This is a genomic window from Patiriisocius sp., assembly GCF_051252435.1.
Lineage (GTDB): Bacteria > Bacteroidota > Bacteroidia > Flavobacteriales > Flavobacteriaceae > Patiriisocius.
The window spans coordinates 450970-474978 of the sequence record NZ_JBPOFW010000002.1 but is presented as its reverse complement, the minus strand read 5'-3'; the positions used below and the strand labels follow the sequence as shown (position 1 = coordinate 474978).

The 24009-nt window shown below is 36.0% G+C and carries 21 protein-coding genes; 14 read left to right on the top strand and 7 right to left on the bottom strand.

The window, feature by feature from the left end:
• Window positions 1-142 precede the first annotated feature (142 nt).
• The 4 genes from lon (at window position 143) to ACSHW7_RS07240 (ending at window position 5584) form a co-directional block, all read left to right on the top strand.
• Window positions 143-2593, top strand: a complete 2451-nt coding sequence (gene lon, locus ACSHW7_RS07255; RefSeq protein WP_435678667.1) for an endopeptidase La — start codon at window positions 143-145, stop codon at window positions 2591-2593.
• 142 nt (window positions 2594-2735) lie between these two features.
• Window positions 2736-3755 carry a type IX secretion system protein PorQ gene (porQ, locus tag ACSHW7_RS07250; RefSeq protein ID WP_435678714.1) on the top strand — a complete coding sequence of 340 codons (1020 nt, stop codon included), beginning with the start codon at window positions 2736-2738 and terminating at the stop codon, window positions 3753-3755.
• A gap of 9 nt (window positions 3756-3764) precedes the next feature.
• Entirely contained in the window at window positions 3765-4466 is a 702-nt protein-coding gene (gene cmk / locus ACSHW7_RS07245) for a (d)CMP kinase (RefSeq protein ID WP_435678666.1), read from the top strand.
• Between the two features lie 257 nt (window positions 4467-4723).
• Window positions 4724-5584, top strand: a complete 861-nt coding sequence (locus ACSHW7_RS07240) for a hypothetical protein (RefSeq protein WP_435678665.1) — start codon at window positions 4724-4726, stop codon at window positions 5582-5584.
• A gap of 49 nt (window positions 5585-5633) precedes the next feature.
• On the opposite strand, the gene ACSHW7_RS07235 is transcribed toward ACSHW7_RS07240, so the two are convergent.
• Window positions 5634-6305 carry a DUF4377 domain-containing protein gene (locus ACSHW7_RS07235; protein ID WP_435678664.1) on the bottom strand — a complete coding sequence of 224 codons (672 nt, stop codon included), beginning with the start codon at window positions 6303-6305 and terminating at the stop codon, window positions 5634-5636.
• A 428-nt stretch (window positions 6306-6733) separates the two neighbouring features.
• Here ACSHW7_RS07235 and rpsA point away from each other — a divergent pair, with 428 nt between their 5' ends.
• The 4 genes from rpsA to ACSHW7_RS07215 all read left to right on the top strand — a co-directional run bounded on the left by rpsA (window position 6734) and on the right by ACSHW7_RS07215 (window position 11406).
• Window positions 6734-8563 (top strand): 30S ribosomal protein S1, encoded by a 1830-nt coding sequence (gene rpsA, locus ACSHW7_RS07230; RefSeq protein WP_435678713.1) that lies wholly within the window; start codon window positions 6734-6736, stop codon window positions 8561-8563.
• A gap of 100 nt (window positions 8564-8663) precedes the next feature.
• A complete protein-coding gene (locus ACSHW7_RS07225; RefSeq protein WP_435678663.1) occupies window positions 8664-9605 on the top strand; it encodes a T9SS type A sorting domain-containing protein in 942 nt (313 codons plus the stop codon).
• Window positions 9606-9736: 131 nt separating this feature from the next.
• On the top strand, window positions 9737-10594 hold the full coding sequence (locus ACSHW7_RS07220) for an alpha/beta hydrolase (RefSeq protein WP_435678662.1): 858 nt from the start codon (window positions 9737-9739) through the stop codon (window positions 10592-10594).
• Window positions 10594-11406 (top strand): alpha/beta hydrolase, encoded by an 813-nt coding sequence (locus ACSHW7_RS07215; protein ID WP_435678661.1) that lies wholly within the window; start codon window positions 10594-10596, stop codon window positions 11404-11406. Before ACSHW7_RS07220 ends, ACSHW7_RS07215 begins: the two co-directional genes overlap by 1 nt.
• Window positions 11407-11463: 57 nt before the next feature.
• On the opposite strand, the gene ACSHW7_RS07210 is transcribed toward ACSHW7_RS07215, so the two are convergent.
• Window positions 11464-12027, bottom strand: a complete 564-nt coding sequence (locus ACSHW7_RS07210) for a hypothetical protein (protein WP_435678660.1) — start codon at window positions 12025-12027, stop codon at window positions 11464-11466.
• A 227-nt stretch (window positions 12028-12254) separates the two neighbouring features.
• On the opposite strand from ACSHW7_RS07210, the gene ychF reads away from it, so the two are divergent.
• Entirely contained in the window at window positions 12255-13349 is a 1095-nt protein-coding gene (ychF, locus tag ACSHW7_RS07205) for a redox-regulated ATPase YchF (RefSeq protein ID WP_435678659.1), read from the top strand.
• An 83-nt stretch (window positions 13350-13432) separates the two neighbouring features.
• Here ychF and ACSHW7_RS07200 read toward each other — a convergent pair whose 3' ends face one another.
• Both ACSHW7_RS07200 and ACSHW7_RS07195 read right to left on the bottom strand, forming a co-directional pair.
• Complete coding sequence (locus ACSHW7_RS07200) at window positions 13433-14275, bottom strand: phosphatase PAP2 family protein (RefSeq protein WP_435678658.1); 843 nt, start codon at window positions 14273-14275, stop codon at window positions 13433-13435.
• Window positions 14276-14374: 99 nt separating this feature from the next.
• Window positions 14375-14998, bottom strand: coding sequence for a tetratricopeptide repeat protein (locus tag ACSHW7_RS07195; RefSeq protein WP_435678657.1), 624 nt, complete (start codon window positions 14996-14998; stop codon window positions 14375-14377).
• 296 nt (window positions 14999-15294) lie between these two features.
• On the opposite strand from ACSHW7_RS07195, the gene ACSHW7_RS07190 reads away from it, so the two are divergent.
• The 4 genes from ACSHW7_RS07190 (at window position 15295) to mscL (ending at window position 21048) form a co-directional block, all read left to right on the top strand.
• Complete coding sequence (locus ACSHW7_RS07190) at window positions 15295-17145, top strand: DNA topoisomerase IV subunit B (RefSeq protein WP_435678656.1); 1851 nt, start codon at window positions 15295-15297, stop codon at window positions 17143-17145.
• A 58-nt stretch (window positions 17146-17203) separates the two neighbouring features.
• Entirely contained in the window at window positions 17204-17728 is a 525-nt protein-coding gene (locus ACSHW7_RS07185; RefSeq protein ID WP_435678655.1) for a hypothetical protein, read from the top strand.
• Between the two features lie 51 nt (window positions 17729-17779).
• The gene (locus tag ACSHW7_RS07180; RefSeq protein WP_435678654.1) at window positions 17780-20527 is read left to right on the top strand and encodes a DNA gyrase/topoisomerase IV subunit A; all 2748 of its coding nucleotides are present in this window, start codon (window positions 17780-17782) and stop codon (window positions 20525-20527) included.
• An 89-nt stretch (window positions 20528-20616) separates the two neighbouring features.
• Window positions 20617-21048, top strand: coding sequence for a large-conductance mechanosensitive channel protein MscL (gene mscL / locus ACSHW7_RS07175; protein WP_435678653.1), 432 nt, complete (start codon window positions 20617-20619; stop codon window positions 21046-21048).
• 1 nt (window position 21049) lies between these two features.
• Here the strand turns inward: mscL and ACSHW7_RS07170 are convergent, their stop codons facing one another.
• Genes ACSHW7_RS07170 through ACSHW7_RS07160 form a run of 3 tightly spaced genes read right to left on the bottom strand, consistent with a single transcriptional unit; the run spans window position 21050 to window position 22564 of the window.
• Window positions 21050-21649, bottom strand: a complete 600-nt coding sequence (locus ACSHW7_RS07170; RefSeq protein WP_435678652.1) for a methyltransferase domain-containing protein — start codon at window positions 21647-21649, stop codon at window positions 21050-21052.
• A 7-nt stretch (window positions 21650-21656) separates the two neighbouring features.
• Complete coding sequence (locus ACSHW7_RS07165) at window positions 21657-22043, bottom strand: hypothetical protein (protein WP_435678651.1); 387 nt, start codon at window positions 22041-22043, stop codon at window positions 21657-21659.
• A 50-nt stretch (window positions 22044-22093) separates the two neighbouring features.
• Window positions 22094-22564: a helix-turn-helix domain-containing protein gene (locus tag ACSHW7_RS07160; RefSeq protein ID WP_435678650.1), complete on the bottom strand. Its 471-nt coding sequence runs from the start codon at window positions 22562-22564 to the stop codon at window positions 22094-22096.
• Between the two features lie 291 nt (window positions 22565-22855).
• On the opposite strand from ACSHW7_RS07160, the gene ACSHW7_RS07155 reads away from it, so the two are divergent.
• The gene (locus tag ACSHW7_RS07155; RefSeq protein ID WP_435678649.1) at window positions 22856-23992 is read left to right on the top strand and encodes a M14 family zinc carboxypeptidase; all 1137 of its coding nucleotides are present in this window, start codon (window positions 22856-22858) and stop codon (window positions 23990-23992) included.
• Window positions 23993-24009: the final 17 nt, after the last annotated feature.

Below are 24009 nucleotides of genomic sequence, written 5' to 3'. Positions count from 1 at the left end.
GGCATACACTTTGAAATATAGTAATTGCGATAGTCATTGAATCTACTGAAAATCAGTTCCTATCAGCGAGATTACATTTCATTTAAAAAACTTAACGACAGTGTTTTGCGTATATACGTGACACAATGTCTTATCACATACTATGTCAAAATCAAGAATAAAAATATTAGACAGTCTGTCATTGCAGGAATTTCAAGATGATGCGGAGTTTATACCGTTGATGTCTACAGAAGATGAGGAAGAAATGAACAATGAAGAACTACCCGAAATTCTCCCTATCCTTCCATTGAGAAACACTGTTTTATTTCCGGGTGTTGTTGTACCAATTACTGCAGGCCGTGACAAGTCCATAAAATTAATCAACGAAACAAATAAAGGCAACAAGATAATTGGCGTTGTAAGCCAAAAAGTGGAAGGCGAAGAAGAGCCGGGCATTGATGATATTAATACAGTAGGGACTGTTGCAAAAATTTTAAAAGTCCTAAAAATGCCAGATGGTAATACTACAGTTATCATCCAAGGAAAAAAACGTTTTGAGGTCAATCAAGTAATGACCACAGAGCCTTTTATGACTGCAACTGTACGATCAGTCGCTGAGGCACGTCCGGCAAAGGATAATGCTGAGTTTAAGGAAATAGTTGCTTCGATTAAAGAAAAGGCTTTAAAGATTATAAAGGATAGTCCTAATATTCCTAGCGAGGCGTCGTTCGCGATAAAAAATATAGAGAGCCCTTCGTTTTTAATCAATTTTGTATCCTCAAATTTGAATGTTACCGTTGCCGAAAAGCAAACGTTGCTTCAAATAAATGATTTGAGAGATAGGGCATTGGAGACACTTAGATTTATGGAATTGGAGTTACAAAAACTTTCTCTGCGCAATGATATCCAAAGTAAAGTTCACAGCGATATAAATAAACAGCAGCGTGAGTATTTCTTGCATCAGCAGATGAAAACCATCCAAGAGGAATTGGGTGGAAATTCTTCGGAAGCTGAAATTGAAGAAATGCGCAGTCGCGGAAATGTTAAAAAATGGGATAAAGCTGTTGGTAAACATTTCAGTAAAGAATTGGCGAAATTACAACGAATGAATCCACAGGTAGCTGAATTTAGTATTCAGAAAAACTACTTAGATTTGTTATTGGATCTACCTTGGAATGAATTCAGTAAAGATAAATTCGATTTAAAACGCGCAAAGAAAATTCTTGACCGTGATCACTATGGTCTTGACGATGTAAAGAAACGAATCATTGAATATCTAGCAGTTCTCAAACTCCGAAATGATATGAAATCGCCCATATTATGTCTATACGGACCTCCGGGAGTTGGTAAAACAAGTTTGGGAAAATCTGTAGCCGAAGCATTGGGGAGAGAATATATTCGTATTAGTTTAGGTGGATTAAGAGACGAAGCCGAAATACGAGGACATCGTAAAACATACATTGGCGCAATGCCAGGTAGAATTATTAAAAGTCTAAAAAAAGCAGGGACAAGTAATCCGGTTTTTGTACTGGACGAAATTGATAAATTATCTGTGGGCAGTCAAGGTGATCCGTCTTCGGCAATGCTTGAGGTTCTAGATCCAGAACAGAATAGTGCATTCTATGATAATTTTTTAGAGTTAGGTTACGATTTATCAAAGGTAATGTTCATAGCTACATCAAACAGCTTGAGCACCATTCAACCAGCACTTCGTGACCGTATGGAAATCATTAATGTCACAGGATATACGATTGAAGAAAAAGTTGAAATCGCCAAGCAGCATTTATTACCAAAACAATTAAAAGAGCACGGCTTAACTACAGATCATCTTAAGGTGGGTAAGACTCAATTAGAAAAGATTGTAGAAGGATATACAAGAGAAAGTGGCGTTCGTGGTTTAGAAAAGCAAATAGCAAAAACCGTTCGTTTTGCAGCAATGAAGATTGCAATGGAGGAAGAGTATGAAGTAAAAGTAACCAACGAAGCCATTATTGAAATCCTTGGCGCACCAAAAATGGAACGTAATAAATATGAAAGCAATGATGTTGCTGGAGTTGTTACAGGACTGGCATGGACGCGCGTAGGAGGCGATATTCTATTCATTGAGTCTATTCTAAGTAAAGGAAAAGGTAATCTCAATATGACAGGTAATTTGGGGAAAGTAATGAAAGAGTCTGCAACCATTGCCATGGAATACATTAAAGCTAATGCAGATAAACTGGGCATTAATCCTGAAATTTTTGAAAAATACAATGTCCACGTTCACGTTCCAGAAGGAGCTACTCCTAAGGATGGGCCTAGCGCAGGAATTACTATGTTAACATCATTAGTATCATTGTTTACGCAAAGAAAAGTGAAGAAAAGTATAGCGATGACGGGAGAGATTACGCTCCGCGGAAAAGTATTACCCGTAGGCGGAATCAAAGAAAAAATATTGGCGGCAAAAAGAGCTCGTATCAAAGAAATTCTACTCTGCGAAGAAAATAAAAGAGATATTGAAGAAATAAAACCAGAATATTTAAAAGGACTCACTTTTCATTACGTCAAAGATATGAGCGATGTATTAACACTCGCATTGACAAAAGAAAAAGTGAAGGACGCGAAGAAATTATAAAACAAAAGAGCTAAAACTCAATATGGAATATCTTATATAGTTTTGGCTCTTTTGTTATATAATAATGTTTCCTTTTTTTACCGTTCAAAAATATTTTATACTTGCAGTCGTTACTATGTAAAGACACCGCGTCCCAATGCCAATGAACCACAAGGTTTTATTCTTATTAGCCTCATTATTAACCGTTTCTGCGATTGGGCAAATTGGTGGACGTTCTACCTATTCTTTTTTAAATTTGGTTAACAATCCCCGGCAGGCTGCTCTAGGGGGTAAGACGGTGACAAATTATGACTACGACCCAGTGCAGGGATTATTCAATCCAGCTTCGATTAACCCAGAAATGGATAATCAACTCTCTGTAAATTACAATAATTATATAGGCGATGTTAATTATGGGACTGTTGCATACGCTTATTTATGGGACAGAAGAACGCAGGTAATCCACGCTGGTGCAACGTATATTAACTACGGAAATTTTGAAGGTTATGACGAAAATGGTAACGAAACCGGCAGTTTTAGTGGTGGTGAAGTAGCTGTTTCCATTGGTCATGCACGTAATATTCCATATACCGATTTTCACGTCGGCGGAAATATTAAGTTCATTAGTTCTACATTAGAAAGTTATAATTCAGTTGGAGTTGCAGTTGATGTGGCTTTAAATTATATCTATGAACCTTGGGATTTACACATCGCAGGAGTTGCCAGAAATATAGGAACTCAAGTAACTCCCTATGATATAGAACTTGAGCAAGTACCATTTGAACTTATTTTTGGAATCTCTCAAACTTTAGAAAGAATACCCATTCGTTGGCATTTTACGTTAGAAAATATGCAACGTTGGAATGTCGCATTCTCAAATCCAGATAGAGAAATAACAGATTTAGAGGGAGGAGTGACTACCGAAAATATAAACTTTTTTGACCACGCACTTCGTCACATGATAGTAGGAGTGGAGCTGTTTCCAGAAAGTGGATTCAATATTCGTTTAGGCTACAATTTCCGAAGAGCAGAAGAGTTACGTATTGTTGATAGACGTGCTTTTGCAGGAATTAGTGCAGGATTTGGGATAAAGCTCAATAAAATTAGACTCAATTATTCGTATTCAAAATATAATACAGCAGCCTCCGCAAGTTTCTTTGGAGTACAAGTTGATTTACGATAACTTTGCGACATGGGAAAAATTACCATTGCCATTGACGGCTTTTCATCTACAGGAAAAAGCACCATCGCCAAGCAATTATCAGATTGGTTAGACTACATCTACGTTGATACAGGTGCTATGTACAGAGCGGTCACACTATTTGCAATGCGAAATAGTTTCATTTCTTCTGAAATACTAGACACCCAAGGACTTATTAAAAGTCTCGATGACATTTCAATCACCTTCAAAAAAAATCAAGCTACCGGAATTGCCGAAGTTTATCTCAATGGTGAAAACGTAGAAAACCAAATTAGAACGTTAGAAGTTTCAGAATTCGTTAGTCCCATTGCAACGATTTCTGAAGTACGAAAAAAATTGGTTCATCAGCAACAATTAATGGGGCAGGGCAAGGGTGTAGTAATGGATGGACGCGATATTGGTACAGTTGTATTCCCAGATGCCGAACTCAAAATATTCTTAGATGCCTCACCTGAAACTCGTGCACAACGCCGTTACAAAGAACTTCTAGAGCGTGGAGATGCTATTTTATACAAAGACGTACTTGAAAATGTAATTGAACGCGACCATATTGATTCAACAAGAGAAGATTCTCCGCTGCGTAAAGCCAAAGGTGCTATTGAAATTGACAACAGTGAAATGAATCTTGAAGATCAATTTCACGTCATTCTCCAACTAGCAAAAGATAGAATTGCTGGTAGAATGTTAAAATAAGATTTGTCAAAACTCCTTTTTTCTTACAAATAAATTTTTAGATATGTCGCTTAAACATATATTATTGGTGTTTTAGCGATTTTGTTACAATATTTTTAGATTTATGGTGTCTTTGTGAATATTAAATTTTACATTTAATCGTAAAATATTGTTTTTAATCGAATTTTTTTATGTAGTTTTGTTTCCAACCCGCTTAAAACAACTCTGAAACCTACCTAGATTTGTTTTTTAAGTACTAACCTTTAAAAACTAATTTTATGAAAACCCAAATCAAATTAATGGCAATTGCTGGATTACTAGCATTTGCAAGTTGCTCAAAAGATGCAACTTTAGAAGAACAAGAAAATTTAAATCTACAGACAAGTCAGTCTTTAAATGCCAAAGAACAAACACCCAATAGTCTTTTTGATACCCAGAAAAAAGGTATTTACACAGGAGTTATTGCGGCTGCCAACACTCAAGATAGGGGTGTTATATGGATAAACGCAGAAAATAATGGAACTTATAATGCTTACGTTGAAATGGTAAGTGGTGAAATAATTGAATATACTTCCAATAATAGTTTTGCAGCTGATATTGCTGACAGAAGTTTTACTTTTGTATCCTCCAACGGTTCTTTTGTGTTAGACTTGAATCAATCTCAAGCAGTTGTGAAAGATGTAACTTTAAATAACAATCCTTATTTTGTTCAGGTAGCGAAAGCAACAAGTACAAGAATGCCTGTTTCGCGAACAGGAACATTTACTGATCCAGAAAATCCATCTTTAACTGGTACTTGGAATTTGATGACCAATGGTACAGTTTCGGCTGGAGCTGTTGCTGGAGAAGAAGAATTATCGCTTTTAATGGTTACCTATAATGGTATGGAAATAACAGATACTGAGTTTGAAAGTTTTGATTTTGATTGTTATGGTATTCCTAACTATGTCCCTGGTGCTAATTCCAATTTTGTTTTTGCTATAAGTCAAACATCTGATTTAGGAGGGGCGGCTTCTTGGTCTATTCATAACGAATCCGGTGATTATTATTCTGCCGATCCCTGTGGTCCTGTTTCCTCTGGTGTATTTAATTATACTGACGGTAGTGGGACTTATGATGGTGTTATAATGCTTGATTAATATAATTTTCCCAATTAAAAAAAAAACGACCTAAAATAGGTCGTTTTTTTTAGTCAACTTTTTGCAGCTGCATAATTTGCTCCTCATTATTATTGAGTAAATACAATGATAACTTTTCAATACGATAGCCGGCAACTTCTTGCATGGTATCATAAAATAGATTTGCTAAGGCCATATCTGGGCACATTTTTTTAGTTCTTCCCAATAATCCAAATTGTAGATTATTATCATCTACTTGTTCTATCGCTCCAAAGAATTCATTGCAACTATCGTTTCCAAAAATCTTTTTTTCGTTAAGTTGTAATTCGAGTGTTATTTGCGGTTGATTACCTAGCTCCTTTACTGGAGTATCGTTGATTGTTTTTACAACCCAAATATCGTGCAGTCTAATGGTGTTTTCTTTTTGTTTTCTTATCTGTTTCACCAGCGTGTAGTTTAAACTGGCAGCCGTGCCTGGTATTATTGATGGGTCTAGGTTTTCTTTTGTTACTTGAATCGTATATTTATAGCCTTGTTGGTATTCAAAACCTTGAATAGGTATATTGAATTCTGCCCAGTTTTTTTGTCCATGCTTGCGTACCTGCATGCATTGCGAATCGCCTATTCCTTGGCAAGTTACTTTAAAACTTGCTATTTCGAGTGTTTCGGTGACGGTGGTCGGTTTGGTTCTAGTGCCGCAGGCTATAAGACCTAATAATACAACAATGGCAATATGTTTCATGTGTTTTAAATTTCCGAAGTTAATAGGATGATAGATATGAATAAGAACTAAAAGTAGTAAATTATATTTGCCGTCAATGCTCTCTATTCCCGAAATGTAACAACACCTATAAATATAGTTCAACATTTTAATATATCCTTTTGAAAATCAAAACAAATAGATTATTTTTGCACCCCTTTTAACGATCAAGTACTGGAAAAAGGAAATCAAACTAAACATAACCCTTCTGTGGGTGCGTCGTTTTAACCAGTATACACTAGCAGAATACAAAAACTCATTGAGGTTAAAGCTTTTCGCTTTCGCGGGAATATTAAATCCTTAAGAGAATTAAACAAATGGCTGAAAAAGCAAAAGACGAAGCGGTTAAAGAAACTGCTAAAAAAACAAGAAAAAGAACTCCTGCTGTTGTAGCTCCTGCCGATGCAGAAATGGAGAACTCAGTAGAAACAACTGAAGAAGAAGTAGCCGCTCCTGTAAAGGAAAAAAGAGAGCCTTCTTTAAAAGAATCAAATCCTGAGAAATTTCTTGAGGATTTTAACTGGCACAACTACGAAGAGGGAATTGACCCCGTAGATGATGGTAAGTTAGAGGAATTTGAAAAATTAGTAACGGAAAACTTCGTAGATACACTTGATGATGAGGTTGTTGAAGGTGAAGTAGTGTTCTTATCGGACCGTGATGTAATTATCGACATCAACGCGAAGAGTGAAGGTGTTATTTCTTTAAACGAATTTCGTTACAATCCAGACCTTAAGGTAGGGGATAAAGTTGAGGTTTTAATTGATGTGCGTGAAGACAGTACAGGTCAATTGATTCTTTCTCACCGTAAGGCGAGAACGATTATGGCTTGGGACCGTGTTAATAAAGCACACGACGAAGCAACTATCGTTAACGGTTTTGTGAAGTGCAGAACTAAAGGAGGTATGATCGTTGACGTTTTTGGAATTGAGGCATTCTTGCCAGGTTCTCAAATTGACGTGAAGCCTATTAGAGATTACGATGTATATGTAGGTAAAACTATGGAATTCAAAGTTGTGAAAATCAACCACGAATTTAAAAACGTTGTAGTATCGCACAAAGCGCTTATCGAAGCAGATATCGAAGAGCAGAAAAAAGAAATCATTGGACAACTTGAAAAAGGACAAGTACTTGAAGGTATCGTGAAGAACATCACATCTTACGGAGTATTTGTTGATCTTGGTGGTGTTGATGGATTGGTACACATTACAGACCTTTCTTGGTCACGTATCAACCACCCTAACGAGATTGTAGAGCTTGACCAAAAATTGAACGTTGTAATCCTTGATTTTGATGAGGATAAAACACGTATCCAATTAGGTCTTAAACAATTGAGCGCACACCCTTGGGATGCACTTGGTGAAGAGCTTAAAGTGGGTGATAAAGTAAAAGGTAAAGTAGTTGTAATCGCAGATTACGGTGCATTTATCGAAGTTGCTGAAGGTGTTGAAGGTCTTATCCACGTTAGCGAAATGTCTTGGTCTACACACTTACGTAGCGCACAGGATTTTGTAAATGTTGGTGATGTTGTTGAAGCGCAAGTATTGACAATGGACCGTGAAGAACGTAAAATGAGTTTAGGTATCAAACAATTGGCACCAGACCCATGGACTGATATCACAACAAAATATCCAGTAGGTTCACGCCACACAGGTATTGTACGTAACTTTACAAACTTTGGCGTATTTGTTGAATTAGAAGAAGGAATTGATGGATTGATTTATATCTCTGATCTTTCTTGGACTAAGAAAATCAAGCATCCAAGTGAGTTTACAAACATTGGAGACAAACTTGATGTTGTTGTACTTGAATTAGATGTTGAAGGACGTAAACTTAGTTTAGGTCACAAACAAACTGAGGATAACCCTTGGGACAAGTATGAGGCTGAGTTTGCAGTAGGTACTACACATACAGCTACTATTGACGAAGTTGTTGACAAAGGAGCGATTATCAACTTTAACGAAGATATCTCTGCATTTGTACCTAAACGTCACCTTGAAAAAGAAGACGGTACTGATGTGAAAAAAGGTGAAGAAGCAGAATTCCAAATTATTGAATTCAATAAAGATTTCAAGAAAGTGGTAGCATCTCACATGGCAATTCACAAAGAAGAAGAAGCGAAGATTGTAAAGCAAGCTGCTAAGAAAGCTGCTGCACAAGCCGACGAAGCGAAACCTACTTTAGGGGATGCTAACTCAGCACTTCAAGCTTTAAAAGACAAAATGGACGGAAAGAAATAAGAAGTCACATTTAGTTATATAGTTAAAGAGTCTCGATCAATCGGGACTCTTTTTTATATTTTATTCTGAAATATTAATTTAACCCTACAAAAAAAATAAAATGAAGAAAATTACAATCCTCACATTATTGACCTGCACAATTTCATTTGCTCAGAGTCCAACAAATTATAATGAAGCTTTAACTTCAAATGCTCACCCTGCATCAAATTCTGGGCGTTCAGTGGCAACCATGTCTAGAGTCGATACGAATAGAATGCCTATTATAGAGACATATACTGATTTAGCTAATTTTAATGCCGGTGTTTTGACTAACTGTCCAAATACTGTGCTTACAAGTGAAAACTTTACAAATGGTCCAACTACTATTACCCCTTGCGGATTGTCCATTAGTAGTGCTGGCGATAGTTGTTTTGCTGTTGGTGAAATTGAAGATGGTTTTATTGCCACAGCTTCAAGCAATACAGATATGGTAAACATACCTGCAGGCGCGATAGGGAATACTGATTCTTTAATTGGTGCATCTGCTTTTGCAGAATTTACAATCGCAACTTTTGACCCACCCGTTTTTGCTGTAGCTGCAGATGTTTGGGAAAATAGTAACCCTGACACGTCAATTAGGATTTATGGAATAGGTGATGTTTTGATTGAAACCTATGTTATTAATGCCCCTATTGAAACACAGGCTTTTGTTGGGTTAATATCTGATGAGCAGATTACTAGAATTGAACTAGAGGGTATGACTGGTAGTGGCGAATTGTTCGGTAATTTTGTCTATGGAGCAATTTGTACCGAATTGTCAGTAAATGATAATTTACAATCGCAAGTTAGTATTTCTCCAAATCCTACAACCAATATACTATTCATCCAAACAACATCTCAAATTACGATTGATTCGGTACAAATTTTTGATGCTTTAGGAAAAACGATACCTGTTTCGACAAATAAAAATCAAATAGATACTTCCATATTGACAAGTGGTGTTTACTTTTTGAAAATCAATACAACAGAGGGAACATTAACTAAGAAGTTTGTGAAGAAATAATATTTCAGGTTAAATTTTTATAGATAAAGAGTCTCGAGCAATCGAGACTCTTTTTTTATGCGTTGTTTTCTTCTGAAATTTTAATGTAACTTTATAGGACAAACATTTCGGTTTTAATTAAATTATTCCTCATGCCCGTTTGGCTTCATACACTCATTTGGATACTTGCAATCTACATTGTGATTAGTGTATTGCTATATTATCTTCAAGATCAATTTCTTTTTAAACCAGAGAAGCTTCCAAAGGATTTTCTTTTCGAATATGAAAACCAAAAAGTTGACGAGTATAATCTTGAAACAAAAGATGGCGCAACTATTAACGGACTTCATTTTAAAACCACTAACCCAAAAGGTGTCGTGCTTTACTTAAAAGGAAATAGTAAAAGCATTAGAGGTTGGGGTAAATTTGCGGTCGACTTCACCCGAAACCAATACGACGTAATCATGGTTGATTATAGAGGTTTCGGAAAAAGTACTGGAAAACGCTCGCAGGAGGCAATTAAAAGAGATTTACAATTTGTATACAACAAAATAAAAGATAGGGTTCCGGAAGAATACATCATTCTTTACGGCAGATCCTTAGGCTCTGGATTTGCAACAAAGTTGGCTTCAATGAACACTCCAAAAATGCTTATCCTCGACGCACCATATTATAGCCTTTTGTCAGTGACAAATAGATATATGCCATTTATGCCTTTGAGTATTTTATTGCGATACCCAATGCCTACGCACAAATGGCTAAAATATGTAAAATGTCCCATTCACATCATTCACGGGACCGATGATAAGTTAATACCTTTTAAATCGAGTTTAAAATTGGCCGAAATACAACCAGAAAAAACACAATTATATCCCATTCTTGGTGGTGGACACAAAAACATGAATACCTTTGCTGCGTATCATAAAACGTTGACCCGGATTATCCAAGAACGCACGGTAGATATTGATTTATCCACAACTAGCATAGGTGTTAAGCATTCTTATAAATAATGAAAAAAATAATTAAGAGGGCTTTAATCGCGCTAACGGGTCTTATTTTACTCATCTCAATTGGCACAGCCGTAATGTATTTTAAACAAGAGGATATAGTATTTGCAGCAACAAGTTTAGATCAAGATTATACATTCGATTTCGATATTTCATTTGAAGAAGTGAGATTGACTGCAGAAAATGACGTTTCGCTACACGGCATTCATTTCAAAGTTGAAAACCCTAAAGGTGTTATTTTATATTTTCACGGTAATTCTGGAGATTTGTCTCGTTGGGGGCATATTGCGTCTTATTTTACAACCTTGCAGTATGATGTTTTAGTAGTCGATTACCGCACATATGGAAAAAGCACTGGCAGTATCGATGAACAAAAAATGCTAGACGATACCCAATTGTGGTATAATTATCTTCTAAAATCAAATTCAGAAAAAGATATTATAATTTATGGTAGGTCTATAGGGACTGGATTTGCAACATATTTGGCGTCCAAAAACAAACCTCGAAAAGTAATTTTAGAAACACCATTTTATAATCTTAAGGATGTAGCAAAGCAGAAATTTTCATGGATTCCTTTTTTAGATTCATTGTTGAAAATTAAATTGACAAGCAATATATACGTCAAAAATATAACATCACCAATCGTTATTTATCATGGAACCAATGATGCTATAGTAGATTATAAATCAGGCGAAAAACTAGCTACGCAAATCCCTAAAAAACAGCTTACTTTTATAACAATACCAAACGCAACGCATCACAACATAGGTACTTTCGCAGAATACACTTCCACCATTGAAGAAAGTTTGAAATAAAAAAATCGGTTTCAATAATTAATATTGAAACCGATTCATGATGATAGACTTTTTTAATTATCTATTATCAATTTTTTTCTTAGCTTTTCTAGCCGCTTTTTTCTCTTTTTTAGCCTCTTTCGCCATCATTTTAGCCTCTTTTTCAGTTTGACCAACTTCTCTTTCTAAAATTGCCTTACGCTCCAAACGTTCTTTTTCGAGCATCGCTTCTTTTTGCTCCATTGCTTTTTTCTCCATTTCCTCGCGCTCCATCATTTTTTGTTTAGATTCTTGCAATTCAGCAACTTTTTTAACCTCAATTTCTTCTTTAAGCATTTCGTTCTTCATCGCGTCCTGCTTCATTTTGTCAGTATCAACTGTAGAAGTTTTAACTAAGACGTTTTTGCCTTCTGATTTATTGGATAGTCTTGAAGTCTCTTGATTAGTTTGATTATTTTGCTCAACTTGAATAACTTCAACTTCTTCTTCAACGTCTTCAGTTACCTGAACATCTTCAGAATATTTATCGTGTACTCTTACCTTCTTAGTAACAGTCTCTTTCTTAACGTCTACATTTTCTTGTGCCATCATCCCGCCTGCTGCGAAAATTAATACACCTAGACTAATTGCTAATTTTTTCATGGGTTTGTTGTTTTAAATGTTTGATTCAAAAATAGATAAGGAGTTGTTAATTGTTTGCAAAACAGGTAATAAAGTTTTCTTATAATTTTAAAAAGAAAGGATTTCTATTTGTGACTTAATATCCTATTAAACCATATCTTTGCACGATTTTTTAGGTTAAAATTTAATTCTGAAATATGACCTAAATTAACATTCGTGTTACATTTCAGAAAAACAAAAAATATGTCATGAAAGCAGGTATTGTAGGATTGCCCAATGTAGGTAAATCAACACTTTTTAATTGTTTGTCCAACGCTAAGGCGCAAAGTGCAAACTTTCCATTCTGTACTATTGAGCCCAATATTGGAGTCGTAAATGTCCCTGATGATCGTTTGGTTCAATTAGAAAAATTAGTCAATCCCGAGCGCGTATTGCCCGCTACTGTGGAGATTGTAGATATTGCGGGTCTTGTAAAAGGCGCTAGTAAAGGCGAAGGTCTTGGAAATCAGTTCCTCGGAAATATTAGAGAAACAGATGCTATTCTACATGTGTTACGATGTTTTGACAATGACAATATCGTTCACGTGGACGGAAGCGTTGACCCTATTAGAGATAAAGAAACGATTGATATTGAATTGCAATTAAAGGATCTGGAAACTACCGATAAAAAACTTGAAAAAGTAAAGCGTGCCGCGCGTACCGGAAATAAAGAAGCTCAAAAAGAAGAAAGCATTTTAGTGAAAATCAAAGAATCTTTGGAGCAAGGAATTTCAGTTAGAGCAATTGACTTTACAGAAAAAGACCGCGAAGAGTTTGTGAGACCATTACAGTTTATTACAGACAAACCGGTAATGTATGTGTGTAATGTAGATGAAGATGCGGCTGCAACAGGTAACGAATATGTAGAAAAAGTAAAAGCCGCCGTTGCCAATGAAAATGCCGAAGTAATCATCCTAGCAGTAGGAACAGAAGCAGATATCACAGAATTAGACTCTTTTGAAGAACGCCAGATGTTTTTGGAAGACCTCGGTCTTGAAGAGCCAGGTTCAGCAAAATTGATTCGTGGTGCATACAAATTACTGAATTTACAAACGTATTTTACAGCAGGAGTAAAAGAAGTTCGTGCTTGGACAATTCCCGTAGGTGCAACTGCGCCACAAGCAGCGGGAGTAATCCATACCGATTTTGAAAAAGGATTCATTCGTGCTGAAGTCATCAAATATGCAGACTACGTAAGTTATGGTAGCGAAGCAAAAGTAAAAGAAGCTGGAAAAATGGGGGTGGAAGGAAAAGAATATGTTGTAAGCGATGGAGATGTGATGCATTTCCGTTTTAATGTTTAGTGAGTTAATATACTATTCTAATAAAAAAAGGGCTTTTTCTAATAGTAGAAAAAGCCCTTTTTGTTATGCTAATGTTATTTGTATTAAAATTGTACTCTAAGTGCCATTGCTTTGTATTCATCACCCAAAAAATTAACTCCTCCCGTTGGGTATAATGAAACTCCGTCTAATCTTTTCTTGTGTAATTCTGGAACTAAATAACCAGTGGCAGCACCAAGCGCATAGCCTAATAAAACATCGGTTAAAAAGTGTTGTCCCGCTTCCATTCTAAAATAACCTACGGTTGCTGGTAAAACAGCTGCACCTGTCCAAATTAATGTTTTGCCTAATGGAGCAGCGTCGGGATTAAAATCGCTGTAGGCTTTTGCCATAAAAAAGGTCGCCGATGCCGTGGCAGCAACGTGGCCAGAATAAAATGAACGTTGCCCATTATTACTTTTTCTCCTATCGATTCCTGTATCTCCGCTATTGTCATAGACATATGGACGACTACGATTCACTAATCCTGCGGTAATAGAATACATTGCAGCTGTAGTAGCAAGACTCTCAATATAAAGCCCTAAATATTGACCTGTGTGGTCATTAATTTTATCATCAAAGAGCATAACAAAAGGTGCTGCAAAGGAAATCGCAAATGGAATATCACTTATTTCGCTCGCTTTTTCATCATGTTTTCCCACAACCCAATTGTCTAAAAAATTGATGTCAACGGCATCGGCGGCTAGTTCAGCTTCAATGCGCGCAAACTCCGCTTCATCAATATCGTCTTTTTCGCCAATGAGGTAAAGTCCAAAGGCTGATCCGCCAAGGGCTGCGCCGGTCCAAATCCCGTCACGAGCCCAGTCCCACTCGTAAGGAGACTCGCTCTGTGCGTTTGCAGTTACTAATCCTAAAATAAATACTAAGGGTAAAAAGAGTTTTTTCATAGCCACAAAAATATAATTGCTTTGCAAATATGAATTCGGTTTAACAAAATGTTACCAAATAATTATTTCTTCAAAATGAATTTCTTACCAAATAAATCTTCAATTACTCAAAAAGATTGGTTCCTTCTTGTATTTTTTGAATATAGAATCTAAAACCAAAAATTGACCAGCATTATCCGGAAATTCATTCGATAATTCTTCAATTAAATGACTTCCATCTTCACAATGAAAGTTTTGAAATTTGCAGCTGTAACTATAGGCAAGCGCCAATCTATAATTGGGCTCAAAAGCATTAGGATAATAGATTAATGCTTTTTGATAAAGCTGTATTGCTGGTTCCCATTTTTTGTACTCAATCCAAGTATCACCTCGCTCAATATATCGCAAATACTCTTTTTCGTACTTAATAATATCGTCCGAAGTTTTAACAATCTCGGGAGCGGTTACTAATTTGAAAAACCCAAAACTTACTACAGATACGATCAGTATTAAGGCAACAAACAATATTCTATTTTTTATTTTAGATTGGTTCTTTATTGTAAGTTGAATTTGTTGGCGTTCAAAAGCAGTAAATTTTTTGTCATCAACAATGCCTTCTTGATAGTTTCCCCTTTTGGTTTCACGCATGCGGGCATTGGTTTCTTTTGAGAATAAGCTATATCGCTTTCCTAAAAGTTTTCTGTTGTTGTTTAAAACTGTCTGTCCGTGTCCGCTTCCTCCCATAATTCTGTTTGTAGTACATTATATGATACGTGCCAAAGGCTTAAATTGTTACAGATGGCTTCGGAAATTTCTCACATTTGAGATTTTCTCACTAAATGTTTAATCATTTAAATAAAATCCACCTTTAAAATTTCCGAAGTAAAATAAAAGACTATCCTTTTTTCTTCGGAAATGTGACACAAAAAACAACTTGAACTAATTAACAATTTATCCTCACAATTGTTAATTACTTTTGTTTGGATATATTCCAAGTCCGACTGCGAAACGCTATATTTAACAACTATTCACACGATTTTATGGCAGAGACAAATTATACAGAAGATAACATACGTTCGCTCGATTGGAAAGAGCACATTCGCATGCGTCCAGGGATGTATATTGGGAAACTTGGAGACGGGTCGTCGCCAGACGATGGTATCTATATTTTATTGAAAGAAGTTATTGATAACTGTATCGATGAATTTGTGATGGGAGCGGGGAAGACCATTGAAATCCGTATCAAAGACAAGGAAGTGAAAGTACGTGATTATGGCCGCGGAATTCCTTTAGGGAAGGTCGTTGATGTGGTTTCAAAAATGAATACGGGTGGAAAATATGACTCTCGCGCGTTTAAGAAATCTGTTGGTCTAAATGGGGTAGGAACAAAGGCGGTGAATGCTTTGTCTTCATATTTCAGAGTAGATTCAACCAGAGACAATCAAACAAAATATGCCGAATTTAGCGAAGGAAATCTTACAGTAGATAGCAAGGTTGAAGAAAGTGGAAAGCGTAAAGGAACAAAAGTGGTTTTTCATCCCGACGAAGCCATTTTCAAAAACTATAAATACCGAAATGAATATGTGGAGAAAATGCTCCGCAACTACGTATATCTTAATCCGGGGCTGACAATTGATTTTAACGGCGAAAAGTTTTTTAGTGAAAACGGTCTTAAAGATTTGCTGGAAGATAACATGTCGCAAGAGGACATGCTTTATCCAGTTATCCACCTAACAGGCGAAGATATTGAAGTGGCAATAACCCACAGTAAAACGCAATATAGCGAGGAGTACCATAGTTTCGTCAATGGGCAGAATACCACGCAAGGGGGTACGCACCAAGCCGCGTTTCGGGAAAGTCTTGTTAAAACAATTAGAGAACATTACGGTAAAAACTACGAGGCGAGTGACATTCGCAAGTCTATTGTAAGTGCGATAAGCATTAAGGTGATGGAGCCTGTTTTTGAGAGTCAAACGAAAACAAAATTAGGTTCTACGGAAATGGGTGGCGAATTCCCAACCGTACGGACATATATCAACGATTTTCTAAAAACGCAACTCGATAATTTTCTACATAAAAATACAGACGTCGCCGAAGCATTGCAACGTAAAATCATGCAAGCCGAACGTGAGCGAAAAGAACTTTCGGGCATTCGTAAATTGGCTAAAGACCGTGCGAAAAAAGCGAACCTACACAACAAAAAATTACGAGATTGCCGCATACATTTGGGCGACACCAAAAAAGAACGCAATCTTGAATCTACATTATTTATAACAGAGGGAGATAGTGCGAGTGGAAGTATCACAAAAAGTCGAGATGTTAATACGCAGGCGGTTTTCAGTTTAAAAGGTAAGCCTTTGAACAGCTACGGACTTTCAAAAAAGATAGTGTATGAAAATGAAGAGTTCAACTTGCTACAAGCCGCATTGAATATTGAAGAATCCATGGAAGACTTGCGATACAACAACGTGGTTATCGCAACAGATGCCGATGTTGATGGAATGCACATTCGGTTATTATTGATTACTTTTTTTCTCCAATTCTTTCCAGAACTTATAAAACAAAGGCATTTGTATATTTTGCAAACACCTCTTTTTAGAGTCCGAAACAAAAAGAAAACCATCTATTGCTACACCGATGAGGAGCGAAGAAACGCTATGGAAGAACTAAAACCAAAACCAGAAATCACAAGATTTAAAGGACTTGGGGAGATTTCGCCTGATGAGTTTGTGCATTTTATTGGTGAAGATATACGCCTAGACCCAGTGATGCTGGACAAGCAAATGAGTATTGAGGAATTATTGAGCTTCTATATGGGCAAAAACACGCCCGATAGACAAGAGTTTATTATTGAGAATTTGAAGGTGGAATTGGATACTGTTGAGGAGTAGAGATTTATAATTGAAGATGATGATTTAATCAAAATATCAAAACAAGAATTAACTATATATGAGTGACGAAAACTCAAACAACGAAGAAAACTTAGAACCCGAGGATATCAACTTTGAAACTATGAAGAAAACACCATTACAAAAAGCTGTAGTGTTATTATTAATTTTATTTGCATTTATGGGGTGCAGTGAAGATGATAATGGTATAAATTGTGAAAATGGCACACAACAATCTCAAGTATCACGTATTTTTATTGAAGATCAAAATGGCAATACATTAATTGGACCAGATAATGTATTTCAATTTCAAAATTTCATATTCTTTAATGAAACAACATTTATTCAGCTAGAGTTTCAAGAGCTTCCCGGTAATTTTAATGCCATCAACTTTGATTCATTATTAATGGAAGATAACGAAGATTTTAAATTTGTAATCAATGAAGATGGGACACAATTTGTGATTATCAATATTAAATTTAAAACAATAGAGGGCGATTGTTTTGATCAACGAGTTTTTGATGTAGTTAAGGTTAATGATGTCATTGTGCCAAGTGAAAATAAATCATTCAGTATTATTTTTTAGCAACAATAATACATTAATAATTAAAATTTCAGAAAGAAGAAATATAAATTTATGAGTGACGAAAACTCAAACAACGAAGAAAACTTAGAACCGGAGGATATCAACTTTGAAAATCTGGAAGCAGATGGCGAAGGCAACTTGGTACCCGAGAAAGAACAAGAAATAGAAACCGAGACCATTACACGCGTTTCGGGCATGTACCGCGAGTGGTTTTTAGATTATGCCAGTTATGTAATCTTAGAGCGCGCCGTGCCGGCTATTGAAGATGGTTTTAAACCAGTGCAACGCCGTATCATGCATTCTATGAAAGACCTCGATGATGGGCGCTACAATAAAGTGGCAAACATTGTGGGGCATACCATGCAGTACCACCCGCACGGAGATGCGAGTATTGCAGATGCGATGGTGCAAATTGGACAAAAAGATTTACTCATTGATACCCAAGGAAACTGGGGTAATATTTTAACCGGCGATCGCGCGGCGGCATCTCGATATATTGAAGCGCGACTTTCTAAATTTGCGCTGGACGTTGTTTACAATCCAAAAATTACAGGTTGGCAAGCCAGTTACGATGGCCGCCGCAAAGAACCTATTAATTTGCCCGTTATGTTCCCATTGCTATTGGCTCAGGGCGCTGAGGGAATTGCCGTGGGTCTTTCCACAAAGGTGTTACCACACAATTTTATTGAGTTGATTGATGCCTCGGTAAAGCATTTACAAGGCAAGCGATTCACCATTTTTCCAGATTTCCCAACGGGAGGAATGGTAGATGTCACAGATTATAATGATGGACTTCGTGGCGGGAAAATAAAGAGTCGCGCGCGTATTTTACAGCACGATAAAAATACATTGGTCATTCGCGAGATACCTTTTGGAACAAATACGGGTTCACTTATCGATTCTATTTTAAAAGCGAATGACAAGGGAAAAATAAAGATTAAAAAAATAGAGGATAACACGGCGGCCGAAGTGGAGATAATGATTCACATCGCGCCAGGAATTTCGCCAGATAAAACCATTGATGCATTGTATGCATTCACAAATTGCGAGAATTCCATTTCGCCCTTGGGCTGCGTGATTGAGGACAACAAACCTTTATTTGTGGGTGTTACTGAAATGTTACGACGTTCCACAGACCGTACTGTTGCATTGCTGAAAAGTGAATTAGAAATCCAACTCGGAGAACTTGAAGAACAATGGCACTATGCAAACCTAGAACGCATTTTCATTGAAAACCGAATCTATCGAGACATCGAAGAAGAGGAAACTTGGGAAGGCGTTATCGCTGCGATTGACAAGGGATTAAAGCCATTTACAAAACACTTAAAAAGAGCAGTAACAGAAGAAGATATCGTACGATTGACCGAAATTAGAATCAAGCGTATTTCAAAATTTGATATTGACAAAGCACAGCAAAAGATTGATGCTTTGGATGAAAGCATAGATCAAGTAAAGCATCACTTAGCCCATTTAATTGACTACGCGATTGATTATTTTACCAGGCTGAAAAAAGACTACGGGGAAGGTAGAGAACGCAAAGCGGAAATTAGAGTCTTTGATGACATCGAAGCCACTAAAGTGGTGATAAGAAACACAAAACTTTATGTAAATAGAGAAGAAGGTTTTATTGGGACAAGCCTAAAAAGAGATGAATATGTAACCGATTGTAGCGATATAGACGACATCATCGTTTTTACCGAAGAAGGAAAAATGATGGTCACGAAAGTGGACGCGAAAACCTTTATCGGGAAGAATATTCTGCATGTCGCCGTATTCAAAAAGAAAGACAAGCGGACCATTTATAATATGATTTATAAAGATGGTGTAAAAGGTGCAACGTACGTAAAACGTTTTGCGGTGACCAGTATGACCCGCGATAGAGAATATGATTTAACAAATGGAAGCAAAGGGTCTAAATGTCTTTATTTTACAGCAAACTCCAATGGAGAAGCTGAAGTCGTAACAGTATTACTTCGTCAAAGTGGAAGCATTAAAAAGTTAAAATGGGATTTAGATTTTAGTGACATCCTTGTAAAAGGACGTGCTTCAAAAGGAAATATTGTTACTAAGTATCCCGTAAAACGTATTGAGCTAAAAGAGAAGGGTTTATCAACATTGAAGCCGAGGAAGATTTGGTTTGACGATACGGTGCAACGCTTAAATGTTGACGGAAGAGGCGAGTTGCTGGGCGAATTTACCAGTGAAGACAGACTGTTGATTATTGATCAAAAAGGAATTGTAAAAACGGTCGTTCCAGAATTGACATTACGTTTTGCAGATGATGTTATTGTTTTAGAGAAATGGGTTCCTGAGAAACCTTTATCAGCTATTTATTGGGAAGGTGAAAAAGAAATTTTTTACGTCAAACGTTTTTTAATTGACAATCCCGATAAGGACGAGTTGATTATCACCGAGCATCCAAAGTCTTACTTAGAGAAAATTTTTACAGACTATCGTCCGGTAGCCGAAATTGTCTTTGGGAAAAAGCGAGGACAGGACCGTGCTGAAAATTTAGAAATTAGTCTAGAAGATTTTATTTCTATCAAAGGAATTACTGCAATGGGTAATCAGTTGACAAAAGATAAAGTGCTTGAAATAAATGCGTTGTCACCATTACCTTATGAGGAGCCAGAAAAAGTTTCAGCTCAAGAAATGGAAGTAGTGGAAGAAGAGGAAGTAGCCAATGAGACTGAAAAAGAATCTACTAGCAAAACGGATAATTCAACAACCCAAAAATCTTCTAATGATGATGGAGAAGAGCCCCCAATAGATCCGGACGGACAAGCGTCATTATTTTAAGTAAAAGTTTTGATGATGGAAGCTTAACAGTTTTTTGGACAGCAAATTTCCGAAGTAAAAAATAAAAAAACATTAAGTAGAAAAATACAATGGCTGGACTATTAAAAGAATTCAAGGATTTTGCCGTAAAGGGCAATATGATTGACATGGCGGTGGGTATCATTATTGGTACCGCCTTTAATAACGTTGTCAATACAATCGTTAAAAAAGTTGTTATGCCACCGCTGTCATTGATGACAGACGGAATAAACTTTGCAGATAGAAGATACGTTCTCAAAGCTGCGGAAGGAGATGTAAAAGAAATTGCAATTGGCTACGGTCAATTAATAGAAGTTTTAATTGATTTTGTAATCATTGCTTTTACCATTTTTATCGTCATAAAATTTATTAATCGATTCAAGAACAAAGCGGAAGACCCTAAAAACAAGGAGGTTTCTACACCAAAGAATATTGAATTGCTTTCAAATATTGAAAAATTGATGGAAGAACAGAATGCAATGTTAAAGAGTAAAGAGAAGTAAATTACTGTTTTATAAAAATCCCAAATAATTCCTGTCCTTTTCTTGGTCCAATGGAATTATACACTTTTTCAAAAGTTAGAACTTCAAAATAAGGTTTGAAATAACTGAGATATTCAGCTCTATTCCCGCCAAAGGGTCGTTTTTCAAAATCATCCTTCAATGGAAAATCAAACCACAATCCCACGAGTTTGCCTTTATTGACAAGTAGTTCGTTCATTTTCTTGGCGTAAGCTTCGCGGTTTTGTTTCGTTGGAACAAATGAGCAGAAAAACGTTTGTTCGATAATTAAATCGTATGTGTTACTGTGGTTAAAAAAATCGGCGTGTATCAGTTGGTGTTTCGGGAAATCGGGATTTCTTTGAGAAAAGGCGTGGAGCGGTTCTTCTGAAATGTCTAAAACAAACACATTTTTAAAACCATTATTATAAAGATAGGTAGCCTCATAAGCATTCCCTGCGCCTGGAATTAAAATCTTTAGTCTCTTGTTCGTGAGCTGGTCAAAGTATGCTTTTAAAGGCGTAGAAATATGACCGATGTCCCAACCAGTAAGGTTTTGTTTATATCTATTCGTCCAGTATTCTTCTCCCGAAACTTGTTTCATTTTTGATTTATTTCACTTTACGGACCGTCCCTTTTTTTACTGTGTGCGCTTGGTTTTCTTTCTTGACGACCATTTTATACTCAAATGTGTAAGTATCTTTTGTGGTGCTTAAAATTTTAAAATGTAGGGCTTCTTCATCGTATGGAGTTTTTGGGTGCAATTTCCGCATTATATATTCGCATTCATTGATCCATCGCACGCTAAACGTATCTACTTTGTTTTGAAAATGCTCAATGGCAATGCCATCCTGTCTCGTAAAAGTGGAGGTGATGATTTCGGTGCCTAATAATTGTTCAAATTCGAAGGAGCCATTTTTAAAATCTTGGCAATTTCGTTCTACGTTATAACAGCTTGTACATAAAAATAACGAGAGAAAGACTAAAAGAAAGCGCATAAAATAATTTTAAGCAAATTTCCAAAATTTCAATCAAACAAAACTATTTCTCAATTTTTAAATTCGGAAAATGTGCCGTCTTTATAAAAGATAATAATCCTATCAATTTCACTTTTGTTTTTTGATTTTTCTGAAATAGGAACTTCAGAAAGTGTTTTTTGTTTTGCTACTTCGGAAATATGTTCTTGATGAAATTTTTGTTTTTCATCATTTTCAATTTTTTCTATGCCCTCAGATTTTTGATTTTCTTGTTTCTGAAATGCTTCTGAAATTTTTGACGTTTCGGTTTTTTGAGTGGAAGGGAAGGTGCCTTTTCCATTTAGCAACCAGTATAATTCTACCTCGGGATATGCCTCTAAAACTTTCATTACAAATTCTAAACTCGGCTTATTTCTACCCGATAATAGATGCGAAATAGTGGATCTGTTAAAGCTTATCATTTCAGAAAAAGCAGTGGCCGAAACACCGTAATAATCCAGTATTTTTTGAAGCCTTTTTGAAAATTGAGCACTGTTGACCATTGTAATTATTCTCTATATTGAAATAACGTTACAAATGTAAATTAATTTTACATAGCTTACAATTAAACTTTTAATTATTAAGATAATGTAACAACTATAACTTTAATTGAATATATTTAAAATACTGAAAATTAATAATTTAATATAATATTTAGTAATTTGAATTGTCTGCTCTTCAAGTTTCGCAAAACACTCATTGTTTTGTTTACAACAGTACACAATTTTCTATTTTAATATAGTTTACAAATGTAAACTATTCTATGTTTACATTTGTAATTAACAATGGGAGCAATGAACATCACAGAATGGTACAAACAGAATTTTGAAGCATCGCTTTCTGGTAGATATGTGACCATAAACCATATTGAAAATTTGTTGGATTCCTATGCTGTTATTTTTGAAATTGAGGTGGCTGGAACATCAGAAAATGGTGTTGAAATTCCTATGGTTAAATTTGGAACGGGACCTAAAAAAGTTTTGGTTTGGTCACAAATGCACGGAAACGAATCTACAACGACGAAGGCAATTTTTGATTTTTTTAAATTTATTTCATCCCTTGGCCCATTTCAGAAACAGGTGGAAATCTTTTTAAAGAAATATTCATTTACAATTATCCCCATTTTGAATCCGGATGGTGCAAAATTATATACGCGCGAAAATGCGAATAAAGTTGATTTAAATCGAGATGCAAATAATCTTACGCAAAAGGAAAGTCAAGTTTTGCGAACTATATTTAATAAGGAAAAACCAGATTTATGTCTAAACATGCACGACCAACGAAGTATTTTTGGTTTAAAGGGAAAATTTCCAGCTACGATTTCTTTTTTGGCTCCTGCCGCAAATAATAAACGGACCATAACTCCTGCAAGGAATGCTGCCATTTCTTATATTGATAGAGCAATTGCTGGATTGAATGAAATGATTCCGAATAAAATAGGTCGTTTTGATGATGGTTATAACCCCAATTGCGTAGGAGATGCATTTACAACAGCGGGAGTTCCCACTATCTTATTTGAGGCGGGACACTCGCCAGGCGACTACGAACGAGAGGTTTCGCGTAGTTACATCTTTTTTGCTTTGATTGCGATGTTTGATATTAGTCAATTTTCTGAAAGAAATAAAGACATTACCTATTTTGATATTCCTGAGAATGAAAAGATTTTCAATGATGTTGTTTTGAATGGGGTTTTTATTTCAGAAGAAAAACCAGCGTGTCAAGTGTGTTTGCAATACAAGGAAATTTTAAAAGATAATGCTGTTGCGTTCGAATTGACCATTGATGGGATTTATAACGAAACAGAAAAATTGGGACATCAAACGTTTGAGTTAGACGGTGAAGAAATTTTGATAAATTCGCAAGGAAATTTCCATATTGGTCAAAAAGTGACATCTATTTTCGATAAAAAGAACAATTTGATGTTAATTTAACATCTATAACATCTTAG